Origin of the sequence: Blautia sp. aa_0143 (assembly GCF_004167315.1) — a bacterium.
Taxonomy (GTDB): Bacteria; Bacillota; Clostridia; order Lachnospirales; family Lachnospiraceae; genus Blautia_A; species Blautia_A fusiformis.
This window is the reverse complement of the sequence record NZ_RCXU01000040.1, coordinates 1-22,094: the sequence shown is the minus strand read 5'-3', so window position 1 is coordinate 22,094 and position 22,094 is coordinate 1. Positions and strand designations below refer to the sequence as shown.

Here is a 22,094-nt window from a genome sequence, read left to right as displayed (position 1 = left end):
GCCTTGGTGGGCCGTTACCTCACCAACTAGCTAATCCAACGCGGGTCCATCTTATACCACCGGAGTTTTTCACACCGAGCCATGCAGCTCTGTGCGCTTATGCGGTATTAGCAGTCATTTCTGACTGTTATCCCCCTGTATAAGGCAGGTTACCCACGCGTTACTCACCCGTCCGCCACTAGAAACAATCTAAATCTGCCGAAGCTTCAATAAAAGGTTTCCCGTTCGACTTGCATGTGTTAAGCACGCCGCCAGCGTTCATCCTGAGCCAGGATCAAACTCTCTGATAAAATGTTTGATTCATTTACTCAAGACAACCGTTTGGCTATCTCTCGTTTTTACTGCTTTTGGTTTGTTTAAACCGTTCTTTAAATGTAAAGAAATTTTCGAGAATCGTATGTGTTTCACTGTTTAGTTATCAAGGTTTGTTGTGTCTGTCTCTCAGACAGCTCGTTCATTTTATCTCATTCTCAACTGCTTGTCAAGAACTTTTTTTAATTTTTTTGAAGCATTTAGTCTTCAGAAAAATCAAAACGGAGAAGGAGGGATTTGAACCCTCGCGCCGCGTTAACGACCTACTCCCTTTCCAGGGGAGCCCCTTCGGCCAGCTTGGGTACTTCTCCAAATTGCCCTACTTACTAAGTAGTTCCGATATTTATCTCTGCCGTTCTCAGCGACAGGTGATATTATATCTCGTATCTTTTATGTTGTCAAGTACTTTTTTTAACTTTTTTAAAAAGTTTTTATTCTGTATTTGACAAACGGAGAGAGTGGGATTCGAACCCACGCGCCCTTGCGGACAAACGGTTTTCAAGACCGCCTCGTTATGACCACTTCGATATCTCTCCATATAATGTTTTTCAACATTTTTTGTGCTGTTTTGTCAGCGCATGTTGTATTCTATCATCAAATATCTCCCCTGTCAATAACAAATTTGATATTTTTTTCAAAAAATTGGACATATAGCTTCAATTTCTGCTATATGTCCATATTTACCGGGATTTTCACCCTGTTCTACTCTCTATTCTACTCTCTGTTTTCCTTCAAAAATGCCTCCGCAACCACCAGATCTTCCGGTGTTGTGATCTTGATATTGCGATAAGAACCTTCTGAAAAGCGGATCTTCACCCCGGTCTCATGTTCTGCAACCATGGCATCATCTGTAATTCCGGTCATTTCCTTCTGCCGAATGCTGGTATATGCGCCATAGATCAGCGGGTATTGAAAGATCTGCGGAGTCTGGACGATCCATACACTGCTGCGATCCGGAGTTTCACTGACATTCCCATCCTCATCTGCGATCTTAACTGTATCCTTGGAAGGCATGCCTGTAACACTGGCACCTGTCTGTGCTGCTGCCATAAGTCCTCTTTCAATGATCCCATGATCAATAAATGGTCTGGCACCGTCATGGATCAGCACATACTCTGTATCTTTACACGCACGAAGTCCTTCATAAACAGAATCGTACCGTTCTTTTCCGCCGGATACTACAGCAGAAACCTTTGTAAAACCATATTTTTCCACGATTTCTTCTTTGCACCAGAAAACATACTCCTCCCCTGTTACCAGGATCACATCCCTGATCAGCGGACTTTCCTGAAAACAGCGCAGAGAATAACAGAGCACCGGCATCCCGTCAAGCTCCATAAACTGCTTCTGTATTTTGCTGTGCATTCTCTTTCCCTGGCCTGCTGCCAGGACAATAGCTGTATTTCTGCACTCTCCCATGATCAATTACCCCGGATTCTTTTATCTTTCGCCAAGCTTCAGGTTCGGAACCGCATTCAGATCCCAGCTGTGGCGTGTTCCCCTGATATATTCATAGTAAGCTGCCACACCGATCATCGCTGCGTTATCCGTACAGAAGATCGGTGACGGACGGTAAAATTTGTATCCACGTTCTGTACATGCTTTTTCCATAGCAGTGCGAAGTGCTCCGTTGGAAGCAACACCTCCTGCAATGGCAACCTTTTTCATGCCAAAATCAGCTGCTGCCTGCATGGTATGCTCTACCAGTACGTCAACACCCGCCTTCTGGAAGGATGCCGCGATATCTGCACGGTTTACTTCCTCACCTTTCATTTTTGCCCCGTTTAAATAATTAAGAACTGCGGACTTCACGCCGCTGAAGCTGAAATCATACGGATTTTCGCCGATTTTTGCACGTGGAAACTCGATAGCGTCCGGATTTCCTTCCTTTGCCAGCTTATCGATCTTCGGTCCTCCCGGATATCCCAGCCCAATGGCACGTGCAACCTTATCAAATGCCTCACCTGCCGCATCGTCTCTGGTTCGGCCCAGGATCTCAAACTGGCCGTAGTCCTTCACAATAACAAGATGGGTGTGTCCACCGGATACAATGGCACAGAGAAACGGCGGTTCCAAATCCGGATGCTCAATATAATTGGCAGAAACATGGCCTTCTATATGATGCACGCCTACCAGTGGCAGGTTTCTTGCATAGGCAATAGCCTTGGCTTCTGCCACACCTACAAGAAGTGCACCGACAAGCCCCGGTCCATAGGTTACACCGATAGCATCAATATCATCCAGAGTGACATTTGCCTCGCCCAGCGCTTCCTGGATGACCTGGTTGATCCTTTCTATATGATTTCTGGAGGCGATCTCCGGTACAACACCTCCGTACAGTTTATGGATCTCGATCTGTGAGGAAATCACGTTTGATAAGACAGTCCTTCCATTTTTTACAACGGAAGCTGCCGTTTCATCACAGGAGCTCTCAATACCAAGAATTAATGTATCTTTCATTTTTTCAGTCCTCTTCAAAATTCAGTTCCACACTCTTCCCGTCTTTTCCCGGCCATGCCTTCGGAAAGATCTCACGTACTGTATCCATGTAATCATCCGGACGTACCAGAGAAGGGCTGTAATGGGTCAGCCACATTTCCTCCACTTCCGCATCACGGGCAAGAGTGGCCGCTTCACGAAACGTCATGTGTTTGTAGCCTTTTGCCTTTTCGATCTTGTCATCTTCACCGTACATTCCCTCACAGATAAAAAGATCGGAACCTTTTGCATTACGTAAAATAGACTCTGTCGGTCTGGTATCTGTGGTATAGGTAAGCTTGATCCCTTTTCTTGGCGGACCAAGCACCATATCCGGTGTGTAGATCCTTCCTTCATCCTCCACAGTCTGTCCCTTCTGCAGCGGATTCCAGAATTTCAGCGGGATCTCATGTGCACTGGCACTGTCAGGAGAAAATTTTCCCTGGCGCAGGATCTCAAGGGTATATCCATAGCAGGTAACATTATGGTTCACCCGAAATGCAGTGATCCGGTAACCGTTCAGTTCCAGAACCTCCTCCGGTTTCGTGATCTCGATAAATTTAATTTCAAAGGGCAGCTCCGGTGCGATCACACGAAGTGCGCTTACCACACGTTCCAGTCCTCTTGGGCCTACCAGAGTCAGCGGTTCTGTGCGGTCTGCATTTCCCATAGTCAAAAGGAGTCCCGGAAGTCCGCTGATATGATCCCCATGATAATGGGTAAAACAGATCACATCAATAGGCTTGAAGCTCCAGCCCTTTTCTTTAATGGCCACCTGAGTGCCTTCCCCGCAATCGATCATCAGACTGCTGCCGTTATAACGGGTCATCAGTGCGGTGAGCCATCTGCGTGGCAGCGGCATCATTCCTCCGCAGCCAAGTAAACAAACATCTAACATATTTTTCCTCTTTTCCTGTTCTGTGGCAAAGTTTAGCATACTTATCCCGTACAGACAAGTACCTCTCCCGGGTAAGCCTATTCAGAAGCTGCGGTGCGTGTCATAAGGACAGCATCCTCTGTGGGATCTGTATAGTATCCCTTTCGCAGGCCATCTCGCACAAATCCCTGACGTTCATAAAGCCGGATCGCAGTCTCATTTCCTGCCCGGACCTCCAGATGGATCATGGTGATCCCACGCTCTTCTGCCAGACGGATCATACTTTCCATAAGAAAATTTCCGATTCCCTCTCTCTGACGGTCTCTGCGGACAGCCACATTGGTCACATCCCCCTCATCCAGCACCGTAAGAAGACCACAATATCCCAGGATCCGGCCCTTTTCTTCCACAACAAGAAACATCCCATTCTCTTTCATAAGAAATGTCAGAAATCCCTCTTTTGTCCAGGGGACTGAAAAAAGTTCCTCTTCGATCTCCATAACCTGATCCAGATCATCCACAAGCATTTCTCTTAAGATCATGCGTTTTCCCCTTCTGATCCTTTTTTCAGTTTCTGGGCACGCTCCCGCTCAGCCTGTGAAACACGGAGATAATCCGGTTTGTGCTCAGCCGCTGTCTCGGTTCTGCCTTCTTTATAATAAAGGACACCAAGTGCACCTACAGCACCTGCTCTCTGTCTGGAAAGATGGGCCGGTGCAAAAGAAAACGGTACAGTAAGCTTATCTGCGATGATATCTTTAAATACCGGGACTCCGTCTCCGAGGAATGTTACGGCTTCTCCCATCTCATTCAGCATGGAAAGAAGCTCCTCAATTCCCACTGCCATCTGATCCTTTACCGTCATGAGCCTGTGATCCTCGTAACGATAGATTCCCATATAAACCTGCTTTCTTCTGGCATCCATGATCGGACAGATCAGTCCGTTTACATCATAGAGATTATAGGCCAGTGCCTCCACAGTCGGAATCCCGACCAGTGGTTTGTCAAGGGCAAGTCCAAGTCCCTTGGCTGTGGCAGAGCCAATACGGAGTCCGGTAAAAGAGCCCGGTCCCTTGGCTACCGCAATAGCGTCAATCGTCTTCAGATCCAGCTCTGTCATCTTCACGATCTCATCCAGCATGGGAAGAAGAGTCTGGGAATGTGTTTTCTTATAATTAACTGTATATTCCGCTACCAGTGTATCGTCCTCCACAACGGCTACGGATGCCACGATTCCGGAACTGTCCAGTGCCAAAACTCTCATTCTGTCTTTTCTCCTCTCTCCTCAATGGTGATCTTTCTGTATTCAAAGCCCTTCTCAAGATCTTTTTCAATGGTAACTTCGATCCTTTTTTCCGGCAGGATCTCCTCAATGAGTTCCGCCCATTCGATCAGACAGATTCCCTGCCCGAAAAAATAATCATCGTATCCGATCTCTTCCATTTCTTCCAGATCCCCGATACGATATACATCAAAATGATAAAATGGCAGACGTCCGTCTTTATATTCCTGGATAATGGTAAACGTAGGGCTGTTTACAGGTTCTGTAATTCCAAGACCTGCTGCCACTCCCTGTGTGAACACGGTTTTTCCAACTCCCAGATCGCCTGTCAGTGTGTAGATCTGTCCCGGCTTCGCATTCATTCCGATCGTCCTTCCGACCTCGAATGTTTCCTCAGGATCATGCGTTTCTATGACCATATTTTCCACCTTTTTCTTGCACAATTATTCTTTGCATATTATAATAGAGCGAACAGCGAAATACAATACTTTTTGAAAAGGAGTGCGAAAACTATGGCAAATCCTATCGTTACCATCACAATGGATAATGGCGATGTAATGAAAGCGGAATTATATCCGGAAGTTGCCCCGAACACAGTAAATAACTTCATCAGCCTTGTAAAAAAGGGCTTTTATGACGGCCTGATCTTCCACCGTGTCATCAACGGCTTTATGATCCAGGGCGGATGCCCGGACGGAACCGGTATGGGTGGCCCGGGATACAGTATCAAGGGTGAGTTCTCCCAGAACCGTTTCAAAAACGACCTGAAGCATACACCAGGTGTTCTCTCCATGGCAAGAGCCATGAATCCGAACTCTGCCGGAAGCCAGTTCTTTATCATGCACAAGGCTGCTCCGCATCTCGATGGAAGCTATGCTGCATTCGGTCAGATCATTGAGGGCATGGATGTTGTAAATGCTATCGCAGAGACAGACACGGACTACAGTGACCGTCCTCTTGACGAGCAGAAGATCAGCTCCATGACTGTTGATACCTTTGGTGTAGATTATCCGGAACCGGAGAAATGCTGACAGGAATAATTTTCTAAAATAAAAAAGCCCCGCGAAGAGCAGACTGTAACGCAGATCATCAGCCCTCTTCCCGGGGTATTTTTATACTGACATTCTCTTTTCTTTTACTTTTCGAAGGTCTTCACTTCTCCGTTTACTTTCGCAAAATACAGTTCTGCATCCTTCTCAAGTCCGGCTCTTCCGTTTGTTCCTTCTGTGATCGCCTTCTTCACCTCTTCGACCTGATCATCCGGCACAAGAAGCTTCAGGACAACCTTGTCGGTATATTCGGAATCCAGGATCGGCAAACTTCTTTCTCCTGCGATATACTGGATCTTTCCGATCCCTGTATAATCCGTCGTCACTTGAAGAGAGATCCCATGATGCTTCTCAATGACGGTACTTGCCGCCAGTCCTGCCTGGACTGCACCGGAATATGCCCGCACAAGCCCTCCTGTCCCAAGAAGGACACCTCCAAAATATCTGGTCACCACAATGGCCGCATTATAGATCCCGGCTCCCAGAAGCACATCCAGCATAGGCCTTCCGGCTGTTCCGGATGGTTCTCCGTCATCACTGCAGCGGGTGGCTTCCCGGTTCATCCCTACGGAATATACATAGCAGTTATGACGTGCATCCCAGTATTTTTTTTTCATTTCTTCGATAAAGGCAAGGGCCTCTTCTTCTGTTTCCACAGGACGGACGGTTGCGATGAAACGGGATTTTTTTTCCACAAGTTCGCCTTCGCCGCCTTCGTATATGGTTTTATAATGTTCCAGCATGGTTTACGCCTCCGTTATCTATATCCAACCCTCTGTTTCAGGCAGAGTTTTCTTTATTGTATAATAATTATCTTCATTGCACAATGTATAAGATATCATGAATTGTGAAATTTTTTTTAAGGCTTTATTTGGCATCTCATATTTGTTATAATGAAACGGATTATAAAGGAGGAATATTATGAACTACGGAAAAAGATCCACTTCCAAGAAGCGGAATGCTCTGATCTCCCGTACTTCCATGCTGGAAAAAAGAGCACACGTTTCGTTTATCCGGGTTTTATTTACAGCTCTGATCGCAGTCTGCGTCATGGTTGTCTGCCTTGGTATCGGCTCCTTCCGGGGCGTGATCGCCGGAGCACCTGACGTCAACGATGTGGATATTTCACCTCTCGGATATGCAACCTTCCTGTATGATGACCAGGGAACACAGATGCGACAGCTTTCAGCCCCTACATCCAACCGTCTTCCGGTCTCCCTGGACCAGATCCCGGTCAGTCTGCAGCATGCAGTGGTAGCCATTGAGGATGAGCGTTTTTATGAACATAACGGTATTGATGTCCGCGGTATCGCACGTGCCGGAATGAAGGCGATCACCACCGGTAACTTTTCCGAGGGTGCCAGTACCATCACACAGCAGCTTCTGAAGAATAATGTTTTCACTGACTGGACCAACGAATCCACACAGCTGGAACGTTTCACACGTAAGTTCCAGGAGCAGTACCTTGCGGTACAGATTGAAAAAAAATATGACAAAAATGTGATTCTTGAGAATTACCTGAATACCATTAACCTGGGTGCAGGTTCCTACGGTGTACAGGCCGCTTCCAAAAAATACTTTAACAAAGACGTATGGGATCTGAACCTTTCTGAATGTGCCACCCTTGCCGGCATCACACAGAACCCTACCAAATTCAATCCGATCACCAATCCAAAAGCAAACTCCAAGAGACGGAAGGAAGTCCTGGATCACATGCTGGATCAGAATTACATCTCACAGGATGAATATAATGCAGCACTGAATGATGACGTTTATTCCCGTATCCAGGCCGCACAGCTTGAGAACACCGAAGAAGAAAGTACCGTTTACACGTATTTCGAAGATGAGGTTACCAATCAGGTCATCAGCGACCTGATGAACATTAAAGGATATACCAAGACACAGGCTACCAATCTTCTTTACAGCGGTGGTCTGAAGATTATGACAACCCTGGATTCCAACATGCAGCAGATCCTTGATGAGGAATATGCAAACCCTGATAACTATCCGGCCAATGTTCAGTATGAACTGGATTATGCACTGACTGTACAAAGCCCGGATGGAAAACAGACAAACTACAGCAAAGAAATGCTGCAGCTGTATTTCCGTGATCAGGATCCGGAATTTGATCTTCTCTTTGATTCTCCCGAGGAAGGTCAGCAGTATGTGGATCAGTACAAGGCTAACATCCTGGCAGACGGAAGCACCGTAGTATCTGAGCGTGTAAACTTTGCGCCACAGCCACAGTCTTCCATGACTGTCATTGACCAGCATACCGGTTACGTAAAAGCCCTGATCGGAGGCCGTGGCGAAAAAACAGCCAGCCTGACCCTGAACCGTGCCACTGATACGACCAGACAGCCTGGTTCTACCTTTAAGATCGTTTCCACCTATGCACCTGCTTTGAACGAAAAAGGCGATACACTTGCTACAACCTTTATGGATGAGCCTTACGAATACCCGGACGGATCTCCTGTCAACAACGCCTCAAGAAGCTACGGCGGCGAGACCACCATCCGCAAAGCGATCCAGAATTCCATCAACGTTGTAGCTGTTAAATGCCTGGAGCAGGTTACCCCGGCTCTCGGCCTTAAATATCTGGATGATTTCGGTTTCACCACACTAGCTCACGGAACTGAGGCAGATAAAGATGCCAACGGAAATATCTGGAGTGACGCCAACCTGGCTACTGCTCTTGGCGGTATCACCAAAGGTGTCAAGAACGTGGAACTTTGTGCTGCATATGCAGCCATTGCTAATGGCGGGAACTATATCAAACCGATCTATTATACACAGATCCTTGATCATGACGGAAATGTTCTGATCGAGAACTCCTCCGTTTCCAGATCTGTGATCAAAGACAGTACCGCTTATCTTCTTACAAGCGCCATGGAAGACGTTGTAAAAAAAGGTACCGGTACCGCCTGCCAGTTGGACAATATGACTGTAGCCGGAAAAACAGGTACTACAGAGGACTACAATGACCTGTGGTTCGTAGGCTACACACCGTACTACACCTGTGCAGTATGGTCCGGCTATGACAACAACGAAAAAATTCCGGAAGATGCCCGTAACTTCCACAAAAATCTCTGGAAAAAGGTTATGACCCGTATCCACGAGGGCCTGGAGGACAGAGATTTCGATATGCCTTCCAGTGTGGAAAAAGCCAGTGTCTGCGCAGAAACCGGTCTTCTTCCCAGATCCGGATGCCCGACTATCACAGAGTATTTTGATATCTCCAGTCTTCCCACCGAATACTGTGATCAGCATTTCTACGGCAGCAGCGATTACGATGAAGAGGACTATTATTATAACGAAGATACGGACGCCGATACCGATGCAGCAGCTGAAGCGATTCCAAGCGCAGCTCCGGACAGTACTGACAGCACCGACACTGACAATACTGACAATTCCGATGACGGTTCCGATAATACCGGTGATGATACTGACAATTCCGGAACAGACGACAACACCGGTGGTGATGACGGCAGCTATGATAACAGCAATGATACCGGTGGCGATGACACCGGCGAAGATCCTGTAGAATATTATGAATGATCTCCATTATAGGTATCTTTCATAAACAACATATAAAAAAAGTGGTTTCCTGAAATATGGAAACCACTTTTTTTACTTTTAATAACTTCTTACTGTCTCGCAGTTTATCAGTTCAGGCAAGTCCCACCCACCGCTTATTACTTTTCGCAATTGAAGCAGGGTACTTCCCTGGTTCGGTTAAAGTACCATCTTGGCTGCACCGTAGATTCCTGCATCATTGCCAAGTGTCGCGATCACGATAGGAGTATCCTTGCAGGATTCAAAAGCATACTCTCTGTAATATTTCCGGATACAGTCAATAAGCGGCTGTCCGGCCTTGGAAACTCCTCCGCCGATAACAATGGTCTCCGGATCTGTCACACAGCAAATAATGGCAAGAGCACCACCCAGCTGCTCTCCGACCTTTTCCATGGTTGCTACAGCTACCGGATCATTCTCCTTAAATGCGTCCAGAACTGCTTTTGCTGAAATCTCTTCGGCATCTCTGAGAACACTGTTCTCACCGGAAGCTGCAAGCTCTTTTTTTGCCATGCGGACAATTCCGGTCGCAGAAGCATACTGTTCCAGACAGCCCCTGTTTCCGCAGTTGCAGGATTCTGTTTCATGATGATCCACATTGGCATGTCCGATCTCACCGCCAGCTCCGTGATGTCCGGTCACGATCTTTCCATCAACAATGATACCACCGCCTACACCTGTTCCAAGTGTGACCATGATCACATCGGAGGAGCCTGCTGCAGCACCCTTCCATGCCTCTCCCAATGCCGCTACATTGGCGTCATTTCCAGCTTCCGCATGAAGACCTGTAAGTTCTTCCATCTCTCCCACAACGTTCTTATATCCCCAGAAGAGATTTACTGCACGTGATACTTCGCCTTTGGAGTTTACCGGTCCCGGAACACCGATCCCGACGCCTTCCACCTCCTCTTTGGAGATACCCTTTTCTTCCATCTTGGCATTTACTGCTGCTGCCACATCAGGAAGGATCTGATCTCCATTGTTTTCTTTACGGGTTGGAATCTCCCATTTCTCAACAAGAGTACCATCCGTACGGAAAAGTCCGCATTTTACAGTTGTTCCACCTACATCGATTCCAAAACAATATGTTCCCATTTCTTACCCTCTCTTATTCTTCGTCATCCGGATTTTCTCTTTTTTTCGCAAGATTTGCCTGTACACGCTTGTACAGAGCCTCTGCCGCATTGTATCCCATCTTCTTCTGTCTGTGATTGACAGCCGCTGCCTCAACGATGATCGCCAGGTTACGGCCCGGACGGATCGGAAGAGAATGGCATACTACCTTATTTCCAAGGTACTCTGTATACTCCTCATGCAGTCCAAGACGATCGTATTCCTTGTCTCTGTCCCACTCCTCAAGCTTGATCACGAGATCGATAGACTGGGTATCCTTAACGCTCTCAACACCGAACAGTGTTTTTACATCGATGATACCGATACCACGAAGTTCGATAAAGTGACGTGTGATATCCGGCGCAGATCCCACCAGTGTTACGTCACTGACCTTACGGATCTCAACAACATCATCACTGACAAGACGATGACCTCTCTTGATCAGCTCCAGGGCTGCCTCACTCTTACCGATACCGCTCTCACCTGTGATCAGGATTCCCTCGCCGTAAACATCAACCAGCACACCATGAATAGAAATACATGGTGCAAGCTGCACGCCCAGCCAACGGATGATCTCTGCCATAAAACTGGAAGTTGTTCTTTCTGTCACGAATGTCGGAACATTATATTTAACAGCCAGATCGATCATGTCCTGAGACGGACGAGTCATGGTACTGAAAATAACACATGGGATCTTGCTGGAAATGAAACGTTCATATTTAAAACGTCTCTCCTCCTCATTAAGCTGCATCAGATACGTATACTCTACATATCCGATGATCTGAACTCGTTCATTGGCAAAATGCTCCAGATATCCGGTAAGCTGAAGCGCAGGTCTGTTGATCTCCGCAGTCTTGATCACGATGCCTGACAGGTCGATCTCCGGAGTCAGATTATTAAGCTCCAGTTCCTGTACCATCTTTGTCAACTGTACACCCTTCATACTTTTGTCTCCTTTTCGCTGAAAGTTTGCATTCTCACTGCCGTTTTACCGAGGCGTGAGACACCTTATCTTTAATTATACACAATCACTGCTGAAACTGCAATGCAGCATCAGGATTTATGAAAAAATTCATAGACCTGACGGGCGCTTCTGGCATTCATGCTCTCTGTCTGTGCCAGTTCTTTCTCCGATGCATCCCGGATATTTTCCACAGATTTAAATTTACGCAGAAGGGCTTTCCTCCTGGTATCACCGATCCCCGGGATATCATCCAGGATAGAATGGACCTGTTCCCTGCTCCTGAGGGAACGATGGTATTCAATGGCAAACCGATGGGCTTCATCCTGGATCCTGGTGATCAGACGGAAGCCTTCGCCGGATGTGTCAATAGGAATCTCCACATTGTTGAAATACAGGCCTCTCGTCCGATGATGATCATCCTTGACCATACCGCAGACCGGGATGCTTATCCCAAGCTCATTCAACACCTTCAGAGCGATATTTACCTGCCCTCTTCCACCATCCATCAGGATCAGATCCGGAAGCCTTGCAAAGCTGTCAAATTCTCCGTTACTCTCATGAGTGAATCTTCGGGTCAGAACCTCTTCCATGCTGGCATAATCGTTGGGTCCCTGTACCCATTTGATCTTGAACTTACGGTAATCACTGCGTTTGGGACGTCCTTTTTCATAGACTACCATGGATCCCACAGACTCAAAGCCACTGATATTTGAAATATCATAGGCTTCCATGCGCACCACATTTTTCAAGCCCAGCCATTCTTCCACCTCGTGAACAGCTCCGATGGTTCGTCCTTCCTCCCGCCTGATCCGTTCTCTATCCTTGGCAAGTACCATACGGGCATTTTCCAGGGCAAGTTCTACCAGCTTTTCCTTGGTTCCCTTCTTCGGGACCCGAATGTGTACCTTCTGCTTTCTCCTTCCTGACAGCCACTCCTCTATGATATCTACATCTTCGATCTCACTCTGCAGCATGATCTCAGATGGGATAAATGGCGTTCCCGCATAAAACTGTTTCAGAAAGCTTGAAAGGACCTGCGCCTTTGTATCACCTTTTGCCACACGGAGATAAAAATGATCTCTGCCGATCAGCCTGCCATCCCGGATAAAAAACACCTGGACAACCGCATCCTGATCCCTGAGGTCTTCACTGTCATCCATGGCTACTGCAATGATGTCCCTGTCTTCCTGCCCGTAGCCGGTGATCTTCTGCCGTTCCCCGATCTTCCGGATACTGCTGATCAGGTCCCGGTATTCCATAGCATCTTCGTAGCGCATTTCCTCCGAAGCTTTCTGCATTTTTTCCATCAGCTCACTAATGGCGTCCTGAAAATCTCCATTCAGAAATTTGATCACCTTATTGATATTCTTCCGGTATTCTTCCTGGCTGACATATCCCTGGCAGGGTGCCTTGCACTGTTTCATATGATAGTACAGACAGGGCCGGTCCTTTCCGGTATCTCTCGGAAGACTGCGGTTGCAGGAGCGCACCTGATACAGCTTTCGCACCAGTTCGATCACGTCCTTTACTGCTCCGCCGCTTGTATAGGGGCCAAAATATTTTGCCTTGTCCTTTTTCATTCTCCTGGCAAAAAGCACTCTCGGGTATGGCTCATGAACTGTCACCTTAATAAACGGATAGCTCTTGTCATCTTTGAGCATGGTATTATATTTCGGACGATGTTCCTTGATAAGATTACACTCCAGCACAAGGGCTTCCAGCTCCGAATCCGTAATAATGTACTCAAATCTGGTAATATGTGTAACCATCCGTTCAATCTTGGCACCTTTATTACGACTGCTCTGGAAATACTGGCGCACACGATTCTTAAGGCTTATGGCTTTTCCCACATAGATGATCTCATCTTTCTCGCCATGCATGATATAAACTCCCGGTTTTGCCGGAAGCTTCTTTAATTCTTCCTCGATTATGAACATACTTTATTCTCCTGTTTTACTATTACAGTAATAAGAAAACCGGGATTTCTCCCGGTTTTCTTATGATCTGTTTTATGCCTGTGATCCCGGCTTTTCTTCTGTTTCTGCATGATCGCTATCTGTTGTCTGAGCAGATTCTTCTGTTTTCTCCGGTGCCTGCATATCCTCTGTCAGTTCCTGTCCGGATATCTCCGGTCTGAACTGAACCGATTCTGTACTTTTTGCAGCCTCGTTATTTTCCGCAATCATTTCAATATCCTGTTTATTGGACACTTCTTTTTCATCCTCGGAAAGTACCAGATCATCCAGATTCTCCGGGATATCCAGGCCCTGCTGAACTGCACGGAGGATCTTCATGAACTCTTTGCCTGTAATGGTTTCCTTGCGGATCAGATATTCCGCGATCTTATCCATCTCTGTTCTGTGACTTCCAAGGATCCTCTTGGCTTCCTCATAGGAATGGTGGAGAAGCTTCATCACCTCATGATCGATCTCTGTTGCGGTATCATCACCACAGTTTAAAACTGCTCTTCCGCTGAGATACTGGTTCTCCTGTGTGGCAAGTCCCATCAGTCCGAACTTCTCAGACATACCATACTGTGTGATCATGGCTCTGGCCACCTTGGTAGCCTGCTCAATATCATTGGCAGCACCTGTAGTGACTGTGTCAAAAACGATCTCCTCTGCAGCACGTCCGCCAAGATAACCTACCAGCATAGCTTCCAGCTCTTTCTTGGTGTTGAGATATTTTTCTTCCTCAGGTACCTGCATAACGTAACCCAGGGCTCCCATGGTACGGGGTACGATGGTGATCTTCTGTACAGGCTCCGCATCCTTCTGGAGTGCATTTACCAGTGCGTGTCCGACTTCATGGTAGGATACGATCCGGCGTTCCTGTTTGCTTAAGATACGGTCCTTCTTCTCTTTTCCCACCAGAACTACCTCTACGGATTCTTCCAAGTCCTTCTGTGATACAGCTTTACGTCCCTTCTTGACTGCAAGGATCGCAGCCTCATTGATCATATTGGCAAGATCAGAACCTACCGCACCGGAAGTTGCAAGTGCAATAGCTTCAAAATCAACGGTGTCATCCAGAAGCACGTTCTTGGCATGTACCTTCAGGATATCCACCCTTCCTTTAAGATCCGGTCTGTCAACGATCACACGTCTGTCAAAACGTCCCGGACGGAGAAGAGCCGGATCAAGAACCTCCGGTCTGTTGGTCGCAGCAAGGATCAAAAGTCCCTTGGATGTATCAAAGCCATCCATCTCCGCAAGCAGCTGGTTCAATGTCTGCTCACGCTCATCATTTCCGCCGCCATAGCGGGAATCACGGCTTTTACCAATGGCATCGATCTCATCGATAAATACGATACATGGAGCATTCTTCTTGGCTTCCTCGAAAAGGTCACGGACACGTGAGGCACCCACGCCCACAAACATCTCCACAAATTCCGAGCCGGAAAGAGAGAAGAACGGTACCTGCGCTTCACCTGCAACTGCCTTGGCAAGTAATGTCTTACCGGTTCCCGGAGGGCCTACAAGAAGTGCGCCCTTAGGCAGCTTGGCTCCGATGGCTGTGTATTTTCCGGGGTTGTGAAGAAAATCCACAACTTCCTGGAGAGATTCCTTGGCTTCATCCTGACCTGCCACATCCTTAAAGGAAACGCCCGTTTCCTGCTGCACATATGCCTTGGCTTTGCTCTTGCCTACGCCCATGCCCATGATCCCGCCGCCTTTGTTCATGCGGCGCATGGAGAACATCAGAAGTCCGAACAAAAGCAGTGTCGGCAGAACCACGCTCAGGATCATTGCAACAAATTCACCAAAAACATCCGGCGGATCGGTCTCAAACTTGATTCCCTTTCCTTCCAGTCTCTTGGTAAGTGCTGTACTGTCTTCAGTCTTCGTGGTGTAATAGCTCATATCCTCGTACTTGGAATTCTTTTTCTTGGGTACGATCGTCAATGTACTGGACTGGATCGTTACTTCCTTAACCTGGTCCTTATCCACCATATCGATAAATTTATCATAGGAGATCTCACTGCTGTTATCCTTCAGCATATTGGTAAACAACGCGAAGCACACCAGTGTGACCAGGAGGCATATCAGAAAAGCCAGAATCGACTGATGATTTTTACCTGATCCCTGCCTGGGATCTTTGTTGTCAGGTCGCTTCCCGTCCTGATCATTATTCAGTTGATTATTCATTTTTTTCCTCCTCTTGTCATTTCTTTATTATAAAGAGAAAAACCATATAAATCAACTGCGAGATTACAAAAATACCATCGAAAAAACACCGCATTGGATATTGCCAGTGAACGTAAAGTTGTAGTATACTGTTCCCAGTGAATTGGAAAATTAAAGAGGAGAGGAAATCAGACAAATGAAAATAGGTTTTGATAATGACAAATATCTGAAAATGCAGTCAGAACACATCCGTGAAAGAATCGGTCAGTTCGGCAACAAGCTTTATCTTGAATTCGGCGGCAAACTGTTTGACGACTACCATGCATCCCGTGTTCTTCCGGGTTTTGAACCGGACAGCAAGCTCCGCATGCTGATGCAGCTTTCTGATCAGGCGGAGATCGTTATTGTTATCAGTGCCAATGACATTGACAAGAATAAAATACGTGGCGATCTTGGGATCACCTATGACGAAGATGTACTCCGTCTTATGGATGAGTTTTCAAGCCGTGGCCTGTATGTGGGAAGCGTATGCATCACACAGTACTCCGGCCAGGAAAGTGCCGATCTCTTCAAAAAACGTCTGGAGAAACTGGGAATCCGTGTCTACAAGCTTTACCTGATCCCCGGCTATCCAAGCAACACTTCCTTTATTGTAAGTGACGAGGGTTATGGAAAGAATGATTATATTGAAACTACCAGACCTCTGGTCGTGATCACAGCACCGGGACCAGGAAGTGGAAAAATGGCAACTTGCCTTTCCCAGCTTTACCACGAATACAAACGAGGAGTAAAAGCCGGCTATGCAAAATTTGAGACCTTCCCGATCTGGAACCTTCCTCTGAAACATCCGGTAAACCTTGCCTACGAAGCTGCCACTGCAGATCTCAACGATGTCAACATGATCGACCCGTTCCATCTGGAGGCTTACGGCAAAACTACCGTCAACTACAACCGTGACGTAGAAGTTTTCCCTGTTGTACAGGCCATGTTTGAGAAGATCATGGGCAGCTGCCCTTATAAATCTCCGACAGATATGGGTGTCAACATGGCAGGTAACTGCATCGTTGACGATGAAGTATGCCAGGAGGCTTCCCGCCAGGAGATCATCCGCCGTTATTATAAGAGCATGAACGCTCTGGTTTCCGGCTCCGGCACAGAGAATGAGGTACGTAAGATCGAGCTTCTTCTCCAGCAGGCTCATGCAGAGATCACTGACCGTAAGGTTGTTCCGGCTGCCCTCGAAAAAGAAAAAGCAACCAATGGCCCTGCCGCCGCTCTGGAACTTCCTGACGGAAAGATCGTATGCGGAAAAACCTCCGATCTTCTCGGCGCATCCGCTGCGCTTCTTCTCAATGCCCTGAAAGAGCTGGCAGGAATCGATCACGAGCTTCATGTGATCTCTCCGGATGCCATCCATCCGATCCAGCAGCTGAAGACCAAATATCTTGGAAGCAAAAATCCACGTCTTCACATTGATGAGATCCTGATCGCCCTTTCCATGAGTGCAGCAACCAGCGATGCCGCACGCCTTGCCCTGGAACAGATCCCGAATCTCCGTGGATGCCAGGCTCATACTTCCGTAATGCTTTCCGATGTGGATGTGATCAGCTTCCGTAAGCTTGGTGTTGAGCTTACCTGCGAAGCCAAGAAGGAACAGAAGAAAAACTATCAGAAAGACTGATTCTCTGATAACATACCTTCTGTATAAATAAAAAGCTATATAAGAAGCTCCGACCAGAACGATACATATATATGTCATCCCGGCCGGAGCTTTTTTATCTTATTCTTATTTTATTTCTGCGTTACTGTATCCGGATACTGCTTCCCACACCTTCTCCGCCACATTGCTTGGTAACGATGATCTTATTGTCAATTCGTTCCTTCAGCTCGGAAACATGGGAAATAATCCCTACCAGACGTCTGCCATCTGCAAGGCTGTTCAGCGCTTTTAATGCCTGCTCCAGAGACTCCTCATCCAGAGAACCGAATCCTTCATCCACAAACATGGAATCCAGCCGGATTCCCCCGGCTGAAGCCTGGATCTCATCGGAAAGTCCCAACGCCAGGGATAACGATGCCTGGAAGGATTCCCCACCGGACAATGTCTTTACACTTCGTTCTGTTCCGTTATAGTGATCTATGACATTCAGATCGAGACCTGCTTTTTCTTTCTGATTTTTGCTCTGCTCCTGGCGTTTCAGTTCGTACTGACCGCTACTCATGGTCATAAGACGGAGATTGGCTCTTCGCAGGATCCGGTCAAAATATGCCATCTGGATATACGTTTCCAACTCGATCTTGGATTTTCCGTTCAGTTTTCCGTTTGCTGTATCCGAAAGATTTTTCATCCAGACATATTCTTTTTCCGCCGCAGTCATTTCCGTCTGACGTACCTGCACTTTCTGATATATTTCCTCATTTCCCTTCTGAACAGAAAAAAGTGCTTTTCGTTTTTCCGAAAGCTGTGTTTTCTCTTCCCTAAAACGGCTGTACTGCTCTCTGAGCGCATCCTCATCTACTTCTCCGATTTCTTTTTTCTGCTCCTCAAAGTTTTTTACAACCGCTGTTATTCTTTCCTTTTCCGCCCGGATCTCCTGTAATTTCTGTTGAGCTCTTCTGCTGCTTTCTTTCAGCTCTTCATACAGCTTCCTCTGTGTTTTTATTTCCTGTTCCAGAGATTCTTTTCCACCTTCTCCGATCTCTTCGTTCAGCTCATCCACTTTCTGTGCTTTGTTCTTCCTCTCTGTTTCCAGACGTACGATGTCCTGTGCAGCTTCATTGATAACTCTTCCCAGTTCTTTCAGAGTCTTTTCTCTTTCTATGATCAGCTTCTCAAGATCCTGTTTCTGTTTTGCTTCTTTTTCCTTTCCCTGAACTTTTTCTGACAGGCAGCTGAGCATATCCTGTATCTGTCTTTCAAATCCTGCAGCTGTGTTGTCCGTCACTTCTCCATTTCCTGCCACCAGACTTTTCTGAATCAGTTTTCGGATCTCTTCTGCTGTTATCTGCTGCTGCTTTTTGTTTTCCACGTCTCTTGTCTGAAGACCGGCCTGTTTTCTGTCACATTGATTTTTCTCTTCCTGTAACTGAACGATCTCTGTTTCCAGCTTTTCGATCCACGTTTCTGTTTCGTTCTTCTTTTTTTTACGTTCTATTGCTATGCGAATCTCTTCCTCGCTGTCTGCCAACTGCTTTTCACATTGGTCCTGTTTTTCTTTCAGCAAAGGGATCAGCTTTTTCCATTCCGTCTCATGTAAAAGCTCTTGTGCCTCCCTCTGGATCTGATGCCATAATGTTTTCTGGCGTTCTTTTCGTTTTCCTGCTTCCACACTCTGCGTATTTGCGTCATTCTCCAGTCTGTCCAGTTTTTGTTTCTCTCTGTCCAGGATTTCCTGATCCACAACCTGTCCTTTGGGAAGTATTCCCGGACGCGGATGCTCGAAAGAACCACATACCGGGCATGGGCAGCCCTCTTTCAGTTCCTGCGCCAGGAGCCCTGCCTGCGCGTCCAGAAAACTCTGAAACAGTTTCTGGTAAACTTCTCTCTGCTTTTGTACTTTTTCAATGGAAATCTTATATTTTTCCTGCTGCTCTTTCGTGGCATTATAAGCCCCTTGAAACTCCTTAACCAGAGCAATCAGTCCTTCTAATTCTTTCTTTTTCCGAAGCCCTTCTGTCTTTTTCGTCTCTGCCTTCTGAAGTTCCAGCTCCGCGCTGTCCAACAGCGCCTTGTCTTTCTTTTGCTGCTCCAGCTCTTCCTTCTGCTGCGTTTCTTTCCGGATGATTTCTTCCTGCCATCCATCTATCTGTTTCTGTTCTTTTTTGATCTCTTCTTCCGTCAGCAGACAGCTGTCATAGCTTCGTTTTTCACTGTCCAGTTTATCGTACTCAAACTTGTATTTTTGTAGTTCTTCTCCTGCATCTGCCAGTATTGAAAGGCGTTTTTTTTCTTCCTCATCTTTTTTCTGCAAAAGCTGCTCTTCGGAAATATCCTTCTCTTTTTTTTCACTGACTGTTTCAAGCTTTCCTTCGATTGTTTCCAGCTCTTTTTTCAGCTTTTCCAGCTCCTGATATTTTTTCAGCTTTTCTTCTTTTTCACGGATCCTGATTCCAAGCTCTTCACATCTGTGATCTGCATCTTTATATTTTTCCGCCTCTTCTACTGCAAGCTGTAGAAGTGGTGTTAATTCTTCCAGATCTTTTTCCGCTTTTTTCTTTTTCAGCTCCAGATTTCGTTTCTGAGCCACAAGATTTTGTGCCTCTTCTGCTTTTCGTATATCCTGATTAAGCGAGTCTTCTTTTTCCCGGAGCTCTTTTTCCTGTGCTTCACCATATTCCAGAAACTGCTTCAGAAGTTCCAGACTCCGCTCCAGTTTTCCCTCGAATTTTATCTTTTTCAGTTCGTCAAATTCCTCTGCCTCCTGCCATGAAGCAGTCTCCGTTTTCACTCCATCCAAATACTGGGCAATACTGCGGCGCATTTCATCATATTCCTTATATCTGGCTATTGACGCATCCTTAAGTTTCATCTGAATCTGCTGATAAAGTCCTGTGTGAAAGAGCTGTCGGAAGATCTCTCCTCTCTGTGTAGTTCCTGCCAGAAGTAATTTCTGGAAATCCCCTTGGGCGATCATTGCGATCTGTGTGAACTGATCATAACTCAGTCCCAGAAGCTGTTCCACTGCCGCAGTAACATCTTTTGCCTTTGTCACCGGCTGACGTTCATCCGGATAGATCAGCTGTGCTTCAGCTTTTCTAAGAGTCTGTCCGGTGCCTCTTTTTTTCGGAGCCATATATTCCGGACTCCGGCGCACGTGATAATTTTTCCCCTGATAGGAAAAAACAAGCTCCACAAAGGTCTCTGTGGAAGGCTCTGCATATTTGCTCCGAAACATGGCCGGATCTCTTACCTCTCCACTGGCTCTTCCATATAACGCAAAGGTGATCGCATCAAAGATCGTGGTTTTTCCCGCTCCGGTGTCACCGGTGATCAGGTAGAGACCTCCCTCTCCAAGCTTTGAAAAATCAATCTCTGTTTTGTCCGCATAGGGCCCGAAGGCACTGATGGTCAGTTTTTCCGGTCTCATTATTTCACCTCCTGGATCTTACGGATCAGGTCTTCGGAATATTTCCGCTGTTCTTCATTCATGGGCTGGTTATTCTGCAGTTCAAAAAATTCCTCAAAATATTCCAGCTCAGATTTCCTTTTCACCGTTTCTGTGCCTGCGATCTCCTGGTTTTCTCTTGTGCGTCGGTTATCATATTCCAGCCTCATCAGATTCGGATAAATAGTACGGAGCTTCTGCATTCCATTTACGATATCTTCTTCATCTGTCAGCGTGATCTGCACATAATCCTCTGTGTTTGTGTCCTGATAACCGGACAGTGATGTGATTTCCATGTATGTGCCCTTCAGTTTTCGCATATCCCGTTGAGGCTTCAGCGGAATCTCCCTGATCTTGAGATTTCCTTTTTCCAGAAGCTCCACAACTGTCGCGGATTTCTGCTGTCCTGCCTCGGAAAAAGAATATTTCAAAGGAGTTCCGCAGTAGCGGATGTGCTCGCTTCCCACATTCTGAGGACTGTGGATATGACCAAGTGCCACATAGTCAAAATCCCGGAACACATCTGCCTCCACCTGGTCGATACCTCCAACGGAAATCTCTTCAGAATCGCAGCGCATTGCACCGACCACAAACTGATGGGCGATCAGTACATTGCGATGACGTTTATCAATCTCCATATGTGCAACTGCCGCCTGCACGGCCTCCTGGTAGGTACGGATCTCATCCACCTCTTCTTCTCCTTCCAGCCCGTGCCTCACAGTTGCCGGACGCACAAATGGAAGCAGATGGATCCACACTTCTCCATAGCTGTCCGTTAAACAGTACTTTTCTGTTTTTCCATCGTATACCGGGGTCATGCAGATCCCACTGCTACTCATGATCTGTGAACCGAAAGCGATCCTTTCCGCACTGTCATGATTTCCGCTGATGGCATACACCGGAATCTTCCTTTCTGCCAACTGCGTAAGAAACCGGTCAAAAAGCTGCACGGCTTCCGCAGACGGAATCGGTCTGTCATAAAGATCCCCCGCAAGAAGAACCCCGTCCGGTGCTTCTTTATCAATGATCCTCAGGATTTCATTCAAAATATATTTCTGATCTTCGATCATGGAAAACTCATTGACACGTTTTCCCAGGTGAAGATCTGATAAATGGATCAGTTTCATCGATCACCTGCCACTCAAAATGTGATTAAACATACTCACATCGAGATAATGCGGATTCTCACGAATACCGCTTACTGTTTCTTT

The 22,094-nt window shown here is 46.7% G+C and carries 16 protein-coding genes, 2 tRNA genes and 1 rRNA gene; 3 read left to right on the top strand and 16 right to left on the bottom strand.

Annotated elements, in window-relative coordinates:
* The 9 genes from EAI83_RS15605 to tsaE form a co-directional block, all read right to left on the bottom strand.
* Window positions 1-290, bottom strand: a 16S ribosomal RNA gene (locus tag EAI83_RS15605); the annotation flags it as partial.
* Between the two features lie 244 nt (window positions 291-534).
* Window positions 535-623 (bottom strand) — tRNA-Ser (locus EAI83_RS15600).
* Window positions 624-762: 139 nt separating this feature from the next.
* Window positions 763-848: transfer RNA gene (locus EAI83_RS15595), tRNA-Ser, on the bottom strand.
* 178 nt (window positions 849-1,026) lie between these two features.
* A complete protein-coding gene (ispD, locus tag EAI83_RS15590) occupies window positions 1,027-1,731 on the bottom strand; it encodes a 2-C-methyl-D-erythritol 4-phosphate cytidylyltransferase (protein WP_015525917.1) in 705 nt (234 codons plus the stop codon).
* 21 nt (window positions 1,732-1,752) lie between these two features.
* Window positions 1,753-2,772 carry a tRNA (adenosine(37)-N6)-threonylcarbamoyltransferase complex transferase subunit TsaD gene (gene tsaD / locus EAI83_RS15585; RefSeq protein ID WP_129976070.1) on the bottom strand — a complete coding sequence of 340 codons (1,020 nt, stop codon included), beginning with the start codon at window positions 2,770-2,772 and terminating at the stop codon, window positions 1,753-1,755.
* A 4-nt stretch (window positions 2,773-2,776) separates the two neighbouring features.
* Entirely contained in the window at window positions 2,777-3,688 is a 912-nt protein-coding gene (locus tag EAI83_RS15580) for a ribonuclease Z (protein WP_129976068.1), read from the bottom strand.
* A 77-nt stretch (window positions 3,689-3,765) separates the two neighbouring features.
* Entirely contained in the window at window positions 3,766-4,209 is a 444-nt protein-coding gene (rimI, locus tag EAI83_RS15575) for a ribosomal protein S18-alanine N-acetyltransferase (RefSeq protein WP_118752771.1), read from the bottom strand.
* Window positions 4,206-4,931 carry a tRNA (adenosine(37)-N6)-threonylcarbamoyltransferase complex dimerization subunit type 1 TsaB gene (tsaB, locus tag EAI83_RS15570; RefSeq protein WP_129976066.1) on the bottom strand — a complete coding sequence of 242 codons (726 nt, stop codon included), beginning with the start codon at window positions 4,929-4,931 and terminating at the stop codon, window positions 4,206-4,208. The genes rimI and tsaB overlap by 4 nt, the downstream gene beginning before the upstream one ends.
* The gene (gene tsaE / locus EAI83_RS15565; protein WP_129976055.1) at window positions 4,928-5,368 is read right to left on the bottom strand and encodes a tRNA (adenosine(37)-N6)-threonylcarbamoyltransferase complex ATPase subunit type 1 TsaE; all 441 of its coding nucleotides are present in this window, start codon (window positions 5,366-5,368) and stop codon (window positions 4,928-4,930) included. The genes tsaB and tsaE overlap by 4 nt, the downstream gene beginning before the upstream one ends.
* A 93-nt stretch (window positions 5,369-5,461) precedes the next feature.
* Between tsaE and EAI83_RS15560 the strand changes: the two genes are divergently transcribed.
* Complete coding sequence (locus EAI83_RS15560) at window positions 5,462-5,980, top strand: peptidylprolyl isomerase (protein WP_021651510.1); 519 nt, start codon at window positions 5,462-5,464, stop codon at window positions 5,978-5,980.
* A 104-nt stretch (window positions 5,981-6,084) separates the two neighbouring features.
* Here EAI83_RS15560 and EAI83_RS15555 read toward each other — a convergent pair whose 3' ends face one another.
* Window positions 6,085-6,741 carry a YigZ family protein gene (locus EAI83_RS15555; protein ID WP_022426677.1) on the bottom strand — a complete coding sequence of 219 codons (657 nt, stop codon included), beginning with the start codon at window positions 6,739-6,741 and terminating at the stop codon, window positions 6,085-6,087.
* Window positions 6,742-6,919: 178 nt separating this feature from the next.
* Here EAI83_RS15555 and EAI83_RS15550 point away from each other — a divergent pair, with 178 nt between their 5' ends.
* Window positions 6,920-9,556: a transglycosylase domain-containing protein gene (locus EAI83_RS15550; protein ID WP_092070105.1), complete on the top strand. Its 2,637-nt coding sequence runs from the start codon at window positions 6,920-6,922 to the stop codon at window positions 9,554-9,556.
* Window positions 9,557-9,733: 177 nt separating this feature from the next.
* On the opposite strand, the gene EAI83_RS15545 is transcribed toward EAI83_RS15550, so the two are convergent.
* The 4 genes from EAI83_RS15545 to ftsH form a co-directional block, all read right to left on the bottom strand.
* Window positions 9,734-10,669 carry an ROK family glucokinase gene (locus EAI83_RS15545; RefSeq protein ID WP_021651514.1) on the bottom strand — a complete coding sequence of 312 codons (936 nt, stop codon included), beginning with the start codon at window positions 10,667-10,669 and terminating at the stop codon, window positions 9,734-9,736.
* A 13-nt stretch (window positions 10,670-10,682) separates the two neighbouring features.
* Window positions 10,683-11,630: an HPr(Ser) kinase/phosphatase gene (hprK, locus tag EAI83_RS15540; protein ID WP_021651515.1), complete on the bottom strand. Its 948-nt coding sequence runs from the start codon at window positions 11,628-11,630 to the stop codon at window positions 10,683-10,685.
* Between the two features lie 110 nt (window positions 11,631-11,740).
* Window positions 11,741-13,588, bottom strand: coding sequence for an excinuclease ABC subunit UvrC (gene uvrC / locus EAI83_RS15535; RefSeq protein WP_118752773.1), 1,848 nt, complete (start codon window positions 13,586-13,588; stop codon window positions 11,741-11,743).
* A gap of 72 nt (window positions 13,589-13,660) precedes the next feature.
* Entirely contained in the window at window positions 13,661-15,799 is a 2,139-nt protein-coding gene (gene ftsH / locus EAI83_RS15530) for an ATP-dependent zinc metalloprotease FtsH (protein ID WP_021651517.1), read from the bottom strand.
* Between the two features lie 175 nt (window positions 15,800-15,974).
* Between ftsH and EAI83_RS15525 the strand changes: the two genes are divergently transcribed.
* A complete protein-coding gene (locus tag EAI83_RS15525; RefSeq protein ID WP_129976053.1) occupies window positions 15,975-17,459 on the top strand; it encodes a DUF1846 domain-containing protein in 1,485 nt (494 codons plus the stop codon).
* A 121-nt stretch (window positions 17,460-17,580) separates the two neighbouring features.
* Here EAI83_RS15525 and EAI83_RS15520 read toward each other — a convergent pair whose 3' ends face one another.
* Window positions 17,581-20,865: an AAA family ATPase gene (locus EAI83_RS15520; protein WP_129976051.1), complete on the bottom strand. Its 3,285-nt coding sequence runs from the start codon at window positions 20,863-20,865 to the stop codon at window positions 17,581-17,583.
* The gene (locus EAI83_RS15515) at window positions 20,865-22,010 is read right to left on the bottom strand and encodes an exonuclease SbcCD subunit D (protein WP_129976049.1); all 1,146 of its coding nucleotides are present in this window, start codon (window positions 22,008-22,010) and stop codon (window positions 20,865-20,867) included. Before EAI83_RS15515 ends, EAI83_RS15520 begins: the two co-directional genes overlap by 1 nt.
* Window positions 22,011-22,094: the final 84 nt, after the last annotated feature.

Bases quoted from the DNA above. Each gene is read 5' to 3' on its own strand.
- ispD (WP_015525917.1), bottom strand. From the start codon at position 1,731: ATGGGAGAGTGCAGAAATACAGCTATTGTCCTGGCAGCAGGCCAGGGA.
- tsaD (WP_129976070.1), bottom strand. From the start codon at position 2,772: ATGAAAGATACATTAATTCTTGGTATTGAGAGCTCCTGTGATGAAACG.
- EAI83_RS15580 (WP_129976068.1), bottom strand. From the start codon at position 3,688: ATGTTAGATGTTTGTTTACTTGGCTGCGGAGGAATGATGCCGCTGCCA.
- rimI (WP_118752771.1), bottom strand. From the start codon at position 4,209: ATGATCTTAAGAGAAATGCTTGTGGATGATCTGGATCAGGTTATGGAG.
- tsaB (WP_129976066.1), bottom strand. From the start codon at position 4,931: ATGAGAGTTTTGGCACTGGACAGTTCCGGAATCGTGGCATCCGTAGCC.
- tsaE (WP_129976055.1), bottom strand. From the start codon at position 5,368: ATGGTCATAGAAACGCATGATCCTGAGGAAACATTCGAGGTCGGAAGG.
- EAI83_RS15560 (WP_021651510.1), top strand. From the start codon at position 5,462: ATGGCAAATCCTATCGTTACCATCACAATGGATAATGGCGATGTAATG.
- EAI83_RS15555 (WP_022426677.1), bottom strand. From the start codon at position 6,741: ATGCTGGAACATTATAAAACCATATACGAAGGCGGCGAAGGCGAACTT.
- EAI83_RS15550 (WP_092070105.1), top strand. From the start codon at position 6,920: ATGAACTACGGAAAAAGATCCACTTCCAAGAAGCGGAATGCTCTGATC.
- EAI83_RS15545 (WP_021651514.1), bottom strand. From the start codon at position 10,669: ATGGGAACATATTGTTTTGGAATCGATGTAGGTGGAACAACTGTAAAA.
- hprK (WP_021651515.1), bottom strand. From the start codon at position 11,630: ATGAAGGGTGTACAGTTGACAAAGATGGTACAGGAACTGGAGCTTAAT.
- uvrC (WP_118752773.1), bottom strand. From the start codon at position 13,588: ATGTTCATAATCGAGGAAGAATTAAAGAAGCTTCCGGCAAAACCGGGA.
- ftsH (WP_021651517.1), bottom strand. From the start codon at position 15,799: ATGAATAATCAACTGAATAATGATCAGGACGGGAAGCGACCTGACAAC.
- EAI83_RS15525 (WP_129976053.1), top strand. From the start codon at position 15,975: ATGAAAATAGGTTTTGATAATGACAAATATCTGAAAATGCAGTCAGAA.
- EAI83_RS15520 (WP_129976051.1), bottom strand. From the start codon at position 20,865: ATGAGACCGGAAAAACTGACCATCAGTGCCTTCGGGCCCTATGCGGAC.
- EAI83_RS15515 (WP_129976049.1), bottom strand. From the start codon at position 22,010: ATGAAACTGATCCATTTATCAGATCTTCACCTGGGAAAACGTGTCAAT.